The organism is Vibrio sp., assembly GCF_984391705.1.
Map to the genome: position 1 here is coordinate 1 of NZ_CFHWOM010000087.1, position 8953 is coordinate 8953.

Annotated in this window: 10 protein-coding genes; 8 read left to right on the top strand and 2 right to left on the bottom strand. The window is 42.6% G+C overall.

All coding sequences use genetic code 11. From position 1 onward, the window contains the following. Nucleotides 1–718 (bottom strand): dienelactone hydrolase family protein (locus AC4MRV_RS20705; protein WP_491189190.1); only part of this gene is annotated, 718 nt, incomplete at its 3' end. A 468-nt stretch (nucleotides 719–1186) separates the two neighbouring features. On the opposite strand from AC4MRV_RS20705, the gene AC4MRV_RS20710 reads away from it, so the two are divergent. From AC4MRV_RS20710 to AC4MRV_RS20725, 4 genes are read left to right on the top strand one after another with little or no spacing between them, the layout of a single operon-like run. Continuing rightward, nucleotides 1187–2281, top strand: coding sequence for a YncE family protein (locus AC4MRV_RS20710; RefSeq protein WP_491189191.1), 1095 nt, complete (start codon nucleotides 1187–1189; stop codon nucleotides 2279–2281). A gap of 29 nt (nucleotides 2282–2310) precedes the next feature. Then, nucleotides 2311–2877, top strand: coding sequence for an SCO family protein (locus tag AC4MRV_RS20715; RefSeq protein ID WP_491189192.1), 567 nt, complete (start codon nucleotides 2311–2313; stop codon nucleotides 2875–2877). After that, on the top strand, nucleotides 2870–3340 hold the full coding sequence (locus tag AC4MRV_RS20720) for a TlpA family protein disulfide reductase (RefSeq protein WP_491189193.1): 471 nt from the start codon (nucleotides 2870–2872) through the stop codon (nucleotides 3338–3340). The genes AC4MRV_RS20715 and AC4MRV_RS20720 overlap by 8 nt, the downstream gene beginning before the upstream one ends. 37 nt (nucleotides 3341–3377) lie before the next feature. Further along, complete coding sequence (locus AC4MRV_RS20725; protein ID WP_491189194.1) at nucleotides 3378–3716, top strand: c-type cytochrome; 339 nt, start codon at nucleotides 3378–3380, stop codon at nucleotides 3714–3716. 37 nt (nucleotides 3717–3753) lie between these two features. Here the strand turns inward: AC4MRV_RS20725 and AC4MRV_RS20730 are convergent, their stop codons facing one another. Next, nucleotides 3754–4653, bottom strand: coding sequence for a LysR family transcriptional regulator (locus AC4MRV_RS20730; RefSeq protein WP_491189195.1), 900 nt, complete (start codon nucleotides 4651–4653; stop codon nucleotides 3754–3756). 368 nt (nucleotides 4654–5021) lie between these two features. Here AC4MRV_RS20730 and AC4MRV_RS20735 point away from each other — a divergent pair, with 368 nt between their 5' ends. From AC4MRV_RS20735 to AC4MRV_RS20750, 4 genes are read left to right on the top strand one after another with little or no spacing between them, the layout of a single operon-like run. Further along, a complete protein-coding gene (locus tag AC4MRV_RS20735; RefSeq protein WP_491189196.1) occupies nucleotides 5022–6011 on the top strand; it encodes a porin in 990 nt (329 codons plus the stop codon). Between the two features lie 43 nt (nucleotides 6012–6054). Beyond that, a complete protein-coding gene (locus tag AC4MRV_RS20740; protein ID WP_491189197.1) occupies nucleotides 6055–6534 on the top strand; it encodes a copper chaperone PCu(A)C in 480 nt (159 codons plus the stop codon). An 11-nt stretch (nucleotides 6535–6545) separates the two neighbouring features. Continuing rightward, nucleotides 6546–7145, top strand: coding sequence for a cytochrome c3 family protein (locus AC4MRV_RS20745; RefSeq protein WP_491189198.1), 600 nt, complete (start codon nucleotides 6546–6548; stop codon nucleotides 7143–7145). 1 nt (nucleotide 7146) lies between these two features. Further along, nucleotides 7147–8814 carry an Lcl domain-containing protein gene (locus AC4MRV_RS20750; RefSeq protein ID WP_491189199.1) on the top strand — a complete coding sequence of 556 codons (1668 nt, stop codon included), beginning with the start codon at nucleotides 7147–7149 and terminating at the stop codon, nucleotides 8812–8814. Nucleotides 8815–8953 lie beyond the last annotated feature (139 nt).

The following is an 8953-nucleotide window of genomic DNA, read 5'->3' on the forward strand; positions in this document are numbered from 1 at the left end:
CACCAGCGCTCTCATAAGACTCAGCAAAGGTTTTGATGGACTCATCCGAATAAAATGGATCATTGTGGCCGTAGATAAACAGCGTTAGCGTATCAAGTTGGCTTGCCGCTTCTTTGAAAATAGAGACATTGGGTGACACACCTTGTTTGATGCAAGAGTCGTCCACCCAACCACCAGCAAAGTTAATCACCCCAGTAAAGGCATCTGGATGTTCTGAGGCGTACTTCAACGACAGAACCCCGCCTCTCGAGTTACCCGCTAACATAACCTTCTCTTTATCGACCCATGGTTGATTTAAGATGAACTGATACGATGCATCGAGAGACTCAGTCGCATACTCTATTCCCTCATGGATCCCTTTATCCTCGCACGTGTATTGCTCTTTATAGCTCCCCTCTGAACCACCTCGACCTCTTCTCATCGGTATCACGAGTGCGATGTTTTTATCATTTAGATATTTCCCAAAGCCCAACGGGTTGACCGTTTGTTTCGCGTATTCTTTGTCGCCACCTGTCGAACCGTGGTTAAAGATGACTACTGGAAAAGGACCCTCGCCCTTCGGCTTATAAAGAGTTGCTTCTAAAGCAATGTCGCTGTCCCATAGCAGGCCTTTATCCTTCATTGGGATTTGAATACTCTGGCCATAGTCAGCGGCAATAACACCTGAGGAGAGACTTAAACAAGCTAGGCTTAAAACAAACAGACGATTTGTAAACATAGTGGACACTCGATAGCTAACGTATTGTTTTTAAGAGTAACTATCGATGGACGCGCAGTTTGTGAACGGTGCTGATTATCACAATATTTTAGGTTAATAAAATCTCTCCTAGATTCATATATTTAGTTCCAATTGAGCCCTCTTTAAGCCAAAGAATAAATGAACTGGTACCACGTGTAGTTTTACAAACAAGCATGACTGCAGACTGAACCGTCACTATTAGATTAAGCGATGGGCAAGTATGAATACCCCAATATCAATCTTGACTGATTATCAGAAAATTGATCTCATCCAGTGTATTTAAAATTTGAATAAGGGTGATTATTAAAGGTTATATTTTTCATTTATCTACCCCTATATAATTAGTCTTATTAGGCTCACATTTATTTATGGGCTATAAGTTTAATTGCGAGCTTGGTGGTTTTGCCTATTTATCGCTAAGCTCGCCTTCCCATTATAAGTCTGATTATGAAATTTATTTTTCTCGTAGTTTCAACCCTTCTTACTTGCACAAACCTAATGGCCAAAGAAGTCGGTCGTTACGATGACGGTGCTCGATGGGCGTTCATTTCTGACCATAACACGACAAAGGTCGCTGTCATCGATACCTTTAACTTTACTTATGTCGATGAGATTGAGCTAAAGGCTATCCCAACACATATGGAAGTGTCAGATGTACAAGACTTGTTGGTCTACATCGATGGAAAAACGTCACAAGTTTATGTCTATGACTTAGTCAAAAAGACACATTGGAGTATTGCTGTTAGTGGCATACCAAATGATTTGGCTTTTCATTCGGATGATGCGCAACTTGCTGTTGCGATGACCAACAAAATTGAAGTTATCAAGCCTTTTAAGAAGGAATATGTAACTACGATTGAAGGAATTGAATCCCCCTTTAGCATGAATTTCGACAACGGTGGCTACAACCTCTACGTATCGGAAAGTAATACTGGAAACACACTAGTCTATCGAAATCATGATGGCAAAAAGTCATATATATCAGTAGGCAAAGGGCCGGTTTCTGAACTGACCTTATCTCCAGATGCACGTTTGGCGTTAACTTCTCAGTATAGCGACAACTCCGTTGTTATTTGGGATCTGTCTATGGGGAACGAAATGGGTCACTATGCATTCGACTCAACCCCATGGCGCCCATATGTAAGCTCTGACTCCGAACACATACTATTAGCCAGCAAAAACGGTAAAGCTAAAGTAATTGAATCTTGGGGAGGCGAAATAGTTAAAGAATTTACTTTGAGCGGTGAGCCTCAGTCGATTAGAACTGGCTGGATAGAGCAAATTGGCATTATCGAGTCCCGTAAAACGCTTGATATCTTTGATCTAACGGATAAAGAGCCAGCCACCTCGGTTCCACTCTCTAACGAGTTGGGTAACGTTGTAGTCGTATCTGATTCCAAGACGCTATTCGCTACCCAACGTAACTCTTCGAAACTTTTTGTTTACGACATTCGTAGCAAAAAGCGACTGAGCGAGATCGATACAAAACTACAAGCACCGAAGCTTCTTGCTATGGGCATTACTAACACCGTATGCCACTGAGCAATACATATATTTTGGAGCGTGTAATCATGAACCTCTGTTCTATGGCCAAATATGCTTTATTAAGCCTGTTCTTCTTTTCCTCTGTCGCTGCCGCGAAGCCTCTTGAGTTCGAATTACAAGAACGCACACTAGGCACTGTTACTGCAGAAAACTGGCAGGGAAAGTACTTGCTCATTGGCATTGGTTATACAAGTTGTCCCGATATTTGCCCAACAACAGTGCTTGATCTTGCCATGGCAGTAAATGGATTGGGGGAGGACGTAGATCAAGTGATACCTATCTTTATTTCAGTCGATCCCAACCGGGATACCGTTGAAAATATGGATATGTATGTGAAGTACTTTGACCCTAAAATGGTTGGTCTAACCGGCACATATGAACAAGTGAAGGCGGCGGCTAAAAGTCTTAAAGCGACATATGGATATAGCCTAGAGGGAAAGCCTATTTACCCTCCTTTACCAAAACACTATGAGGTATACCACTCTGCTTATATCTATTTCTATAGTCCAAAGCGAGAGCTCATTGATGTGTTTGGCTATGGCGAAGGTGGAAATAAAATTAGTCAGAGCTTAAAAGGTTATCTAAATGAATAAGACTACACTCCTTCTACTATCAACAACACTCGCTTTTGGTGTTCATGCCGAGCAGTGCAGGACACCTGAGGGTTTTGTAGAGGCAACTAATACTCAAGCTTGGGACTACCCAACATCAAGTAAAGTCGCGTTAATTAACCTTTGGGCAGTATGGTGCCCGCCGTGCCTAAGGGAGTTGCCTATGTTAGATAGCATTGCAACTCAACCGAATTTCACGATTGAAACTATTCACATTGGTGACAACTCAACTGCGGTAGATGCCAAATTTTCCGAGCTCGATATTCAACACTTGCCTAAAAATCTTGAGCCTACCTTCGACTTACTTCATGACTGGGGCTTCCACGGCCTTCCTGCAACAATGATAACCATCAACGGGCAAGTTAAGTATGGATATTCTGGATACATACGAAATGACGTCGATGAGCTAAAAGAGTGGTTGAACTGCCTTGGTAAGACTAATTAGCCCATTCTTTATTGAGTGTTCCCCTGAAGGAAAAAATATGAAAGTAGTACCTATAGTTTTAACCCTAGTTCTATCGTTAAATGCTAACGCTCAAAGTGATATTGAGACGGGGAAAAAGCTCTATGTTGCACCAGGAAAAGGAGGCTGTGCAACTTGTCATGGAGAGAACGGTAATGAACCTGTAATGCCACTGTACCCAAAAATTGGCGGACAAAATGAGTTATATCTCTTCAATCAAATGAGGGATTACAAACTTAAGAAGCGCCAAAATGGGCTGTTTGTACCAATGGAAGTTGCAATGACGCATTACTCCGATGAAGAAATAAAAATGATTGCGAGCTACTTAGCATCAATAGATGGCTTCGCTCATCAATAGTGAGATAAACGAGCATGTCTCTATATAAGTGTCCTAGCTATTCATGGGTCAACTGAGAGTATACTTTCGAAAACTCTTCAATGAATATCTTAAAACGTTTTGGCATGTGAGCATTTTGTTTGTACATCACGTACATATGATTCTCAATAAACCACTTACCATTAAACAGCCTCACTAGTTCACCATTTTTAGCAAAATTAGCCGCTTTTAGTGGAGAGATTAGACCAATTCCAAAGCCTTTCTTTACTAGGTCAATCGTGACATCTGCAGAATCTGCAGCCATAGGACCATCAACTTCAATCTCTCTTCGGTTACCGGCGTGATCACGCATAATCCATGTACGTTGATTCTCAATTGCATTGGTTTGAGTTACACAGTGGTGGTTCTCTAGATCCTCTAAGTCGATAGGCATGCCCGTTTCTTCTAGATATTCTCTAGAGGCATAGCAGTAACGACGAAAGCGCGGCAACTGTTTTGCGACGACAGAATCATCTTGAGGCCAAAACGGTGCAATCATAAGATCCACTTCCTCAAATGAGCTTAGTGTCCTTGGAATCATTGTTTTAAAGTGAATCGAAATATCCGGGTATTTGGTATGGAAATCGACAATCATGGTATCAGTAATAAACTTTGCCATTGGGTGCAAACAGCCTAAGCGAATCGTACCAGCTTCATCTTCACGCTCACGTTGAACTAGTTCGATGGTTTGATCGATCTGATTCAACAACTTTTGCCCTTCCTCCAAGAAGGTTTCACCTTGAGGAGTTAAGCTGATATGCCCTCCACGACGATGAATGAGAGTGACGGATAGGCTCTCCTCTAACATTTTCATCTTTCGACTTAACGTAGGTTGACTGACTTGAAGCAACCTAGAGGTTTCTGTGAAATTCAGTTTGCCTGCCAATAGCACAAACATTCTTACCGCATCAATATCCATCGTACCTCCAAGTTTTCAATTCAAAATCTATATTAAAAATTAAGTGCGTAAATATCGAAAAATGACAATATTGTCACTCATTTTTGCAGTTTTATGACCTTTTATTGATCTCAACCAGACACATTCATTTTTTGTATAAACGCCATTTACCAGTCCTTATATTCCAACAAAATCGCATCGATATAATTCTCCAATATAGAGATGTTACCCACTAAGGGGTATATGCATTTCTCCCAGCAGTACCCGCTAAGACAATAAAATTCGTGTTCACTTTAAAGTAAATTCGTCTTGCTACGTACCTTTTCGAGTCTACGTCAAAGCAAAAGTACCGCTGTATTTCCAAATAAAAAATCACTCGAGGTTTTAAAGTGAAACTGAATAAAATTGCAGTGGCGACGAGCCTAATTCTTGTGGCAGCTCCATCAATGGCGTCTGATATAAGCCTAGACGAAGCATTTCAAAAAATTGATGTTTATGGTTCTGTAAACGGCAACATAATTAAAAAGCGTGAATTTGACCACCAAAGCCAGATTCAGCTTGCCGCGCTTGGTATGACTGGAATGCATGAAACGGACTACGGCAAGGCATTTGTGACCCTAGAAAGCCAATGGGCAGATGATCAAAAGCAGCAAGGTGAAGATCTCTACCTTGCACAAGCTAACATCATTTTCAAAACAAATGGCTACGGCAAGATCGTTCTGGGTAATGGCTACAAAGGCGCGTACCTCAACTTGTTTAAGCCTGTTGATATCTTTGACGTGAACAACCAACACCGTTCAAGTGGATCGACACTGTTTGTTAACCAAAGCCAACTGGGTACAAACACTATTTCATACACTACGCCTGCAGTTCTTGGCGGTTTAACTTTATCTGCAGGTGTCATTTCAGCATTTGATGATAATGACACTGAAGCCGATAACTTCGCCCTGCGCCTTAAATACAAAGCCGAGAATTTTTCAGTCGCGCTACAACGCTCTGACGCAAACGCTCATGACTGGGAAGATGTAAATGGCGATGATGTTGATTTCGAACGCTATATTGGTATGGCTGAATACCATCGTGAGCAATTCGCTATTGCCGCAACTTACGAGCTGGCAAAAGATCATAAAACATATGGTGAAGGCCGTATGTGGGGCTCATCAGCAACTTACCATGCTACTGACGCACTAACCTTCAAACTTGGCTACCAAAATTCAGACTTCGATACTGAAGGCGGAAAGTGGTTCAACGATTCTCTTTATCTAGCAAACGTTTCTTACGATATCAGCAACAACATGCGTGTTTATGTGGAAGCTGCAGAGTTCCGTGAAAACAGCCAGTCAGACAACGTCGCGATTGGTACCGAATTCAAATTCTAATTTATAGGCGGCCCTTGTGCCGCCTTATCTCGTAAGGATTATTATGAAAAAGCTTCTTCTTGCCCTTGGGCTCGCGACCTCTTTCACAGCTCAAGCGGGCCTTGAGCTGTCAAACTGTGTCATCTCTGAGCCAGCGCCAGGTGCTAATGTGACCGGCATCTTCTTTGATATCAAGTTCAACGTGACTGACGAAGTGAAAGCACTGCGTTTACCAAGTCAGGAATCTATTCACGGTGCAACGATCGAGGGTTTATCAAAAACCGCCGAGGTTCATAAAACCACGATGGACGATGGCGTGATGAAAATGCAACGAATCAGCCAATACAAGCTCAAGCCAAACGTGGTGCATAAATTTCAGAAAGGTGGCCTACACCTGATGATCCGTGACTTTGAAAAACGTCCTGTCGTGGGTGAAGAGTACACACTTCGTATCTGGTCAACCTATGTGGATGAACCAACATGTCTAGCCAAAGTCGTTAAAGCCGCTGACATTCCAGTAGCTAGCAACAGTCACAAACACTAAGGAATGCATCAATGAATTTACTTCAAGGCGTAAAACGCAAAGTTATTGCGGCGCTTCTTATCGTTGGCACAGGTATTGGCTTACTAGCAGCATTACCTGCGACAGAAGCGATTCACGCACTTAGCTCAAACGAGTTTTGCGCGTCTTGTCATACGATGGAACCTATGGTTGAGACGTTTGCTAATTCAGTTCATGGTGGTAATAACTCTCACGGCTTCGTTGCTGAGTGTGTTGACTGCCACTTACCTAAATCAAACATTGTCGAAGAGCTTTGGGTCAAAGGCACATCAGGCACTCGTCATCTTTGGGGTGAATATGTTCTTGGTATGGAAGAGCTCGACTACGCAGAACTTCATCCTAAACGCACAGAATATGTGTACGACTCAGGTTGTGTGAACTGCCATAAAGACCTAGAACGCCGCGCTGCCGAAGCAACGGAAAATAGTAAGGCTGCAGATTGGACGCACAACCTAGCTTTCGCACGCAAAGACACGGATCCACAATGGAAATGTTCAAGCTGTCACTATGACATCGCGCACCCTAACCTAAATCTAAACATGCAAAATCGTGCCGAAGAAAAAATGCGAAAAATTGCAACGGGAGGCCTGTAATATGAGCACTAAACTATCATCACTATCGATTGCAATTGGTGTTACCCTACTTTCTGGCGCTGCATTCGCTCAACAAGAACGAGTAGATATTGATAACGGTCTTCAAGATTACACCATCAACCGTACTCTAGAAGATATCTCTCCTGATGCAATGAAGAGTGCTCAACGTGCTGCTTTTATTTGTTACCGCGCTTGTCACCGACCTGCACGCGAAGAAGTGCCAGAAACCATTTCCCCAAAACTTGAGGGATTATCAGCACAATATATATTCAATCAATGGGCAGACATGGACACGATTCGTACATCAGGTCTATCTGCACAGATGAAAGAGTTTGTTTATGCTTACTCTCGTGAAGAGATGGCCAACATTTCTCTCGTGTTAGCTTCTCGTGATATGCCTTACAACCCAGATCCAGAGATCGTGGGAAATGATAGCTGGGAACGTGGTAAAGCGATGTACGATAAATCATGTAAAGCCTGTCATGGTGAACAAGGTTTAAGTAACAATGAGCGCTTCCCAACAATGAGAGGCCAGATGCCTGTTTATCTATTTGAACAGCTAAAATCTTACCGCGACGGTACACGAACTAACCGTGATGCTCCTATCATGAAGCCATTTGCTTCAATGTACAGCGAGGAAGAATACAAAGACATTATCACTTACCTTACTGGTAAAGAGCTGAAACAGATTGAACGCACTGAGTTTATTACAGGCATTGGTATGCCACCAATCGAAGGGTTCGTTCTTCCTGATACCGGCCAAATCCAAAACTTTACAGATGTACACGGGGAAGACTCAGACTATGAAGGCGTTCAACCTCGCTACACAATCTCTGAATCTGGTTTAACCACATTTGATGAGAATACGAAGTTAACATGGGAGCGTGACTCATCACGTATCTGGATGACAGCGGTAGAAGGTAAAGAATACTGTGCCAACCTAGAACTGGACGGCTATAGCGACTGGCGCTACCCACTAATGAAAGAGCTGCAGACGATAGTAGACTCTGGTGAATTCCGCCCTGCGGTTGACACGGAAGCTTTCCTAAACATGCCTCGTCAATCTTCTGGTATTTGGACGTTCCCTGTATCAAACCACCCGGATCATGCTTGGCACATCGGCTTCCCTGACGGCCATACAATGGGCCAACATACTGCATCTACTAAGATGACACGTTGTGTTCGTGCAGATAATGGTGCGGCTTACCACAACATGGAATACGTAGATAACAACAACGGCACCATTACTGAAAAAGTAACCAACCGCATGTGGCAAAAAGAACTGGATTTCAATCGACGCAAATGGGAAGACTCTATTCAGTATTGTGAAAACCTAAACTTAGGTGGTCATGATGACTGGCGTTTACCTGACTTTAAAGAGTTAAAATCCATCGTAAACTTCAATAAAGTGAACCCATCGATAGATGAGGAGTTCTTCCCGAACACTCCAATGAAGTTCATGTTTTGGACAAGCACTGCTTATGTTGGCACAGAGAACGCTCAATTCCGTCCTCTGCCTGCACGTAAGAAAGATCAAGACCCATCTGAATATGATCTGCGTGGCAAGAAAGGCGGTACTTTTGCATGGGCAGTTGGCTTCCAATTGGGGGCGGGCTATGGCTTGAGTCGAGATATCGAGTTCTATACTCGTTGTATTCGAGATCTATAAGGTATAGTTAACTATTAAGCAGCCAACGCAACTACACGTTGGCTGTTTTTTTCCTTTAGTTCATCAATATCAAAGAGATAATATCTCATCAGAAAACTGAATTTTTTCGATGTTAATTAATACGTTCATCCCGTCACGA